The sequence below is a fragment of the Myxococcus sp. AM009 genome, assembly GCF_013372605.1.
Taxonomy (GTDB): Bacteria; Myxococcota; Myxococcia; order Myxococcales; family Myxococcaceae; genus Myxococcus; species Myxococcus vastator.
On the sequence record NZ_JABXEP010000458.1, the window covers coordinates 1 to 438 of the forward strand.

Annotated in this window: 1 protein-coding gene and 1 pseudogene; both read left to right on the forward strand. The window is 71.0% G+C overall.

Going from position 1 to position 438, the window contains the following annotated elements; genetic code table 11:
• The first annotated feature begins 3 nt into the window (after nt 1-3).
• Nucleotides 4-144: a dihydroxyacetone kinase subunit DhaK gene (locus HV824_RS36365; protein ID WP_368738148.1), complete on the forward strand. Its 141-nt coding sequence runs from the start codon at nt 4-6 to the stop codon at nt 142-144.
• A gap of 67 nt (nt 145-211) precedes the next feature.
• Nucleotides 212-438: pseudogene (locus HV824_RS36370) on the forward strand (DAK2 domain-containing protein); the annotation flags it as partial.

A 438-nucleotide genomic window follows, 5' to 3' on the forward strand; every position in this document is an offset into this window, starting at 1 on the left:
ACCGTGGCCCGCAACCTCGTGGGCAACTACATCACCAGCCTCGACATGGCCGGCTGCTCCCTGACCCTGGTGCGCGCCGACGCCGAGCTGCTGAGCCTGTGGGACGCCCCCGTCAACACGCCCGGCCTGCGCTGGGGAGCGTGAGGACCTGACACAATCGGGGTGCCCGATCGCCTGCGGGCACCCCAAGGAGACTGTAAGGAGAAGTGACATGACCGCAGAGGGGGGAGCCGCCCGCCACTCGCTGAGCGTGGCGGACCTGGCGACCTGGGTGCGCCGCAGCGCCGCACTCATCGCCGAGCACGCCGAGGAGCTCACCGACCTGGATGCCGCCATCGGCGACGCCGACCACGGCACCAATATGAAGCGCGGCCTGGCCACCGCCGCCGAGGCGGTGCAGGCCGGCAGCTTCGCCAGCGCCGACACCCTGCTCAAGAA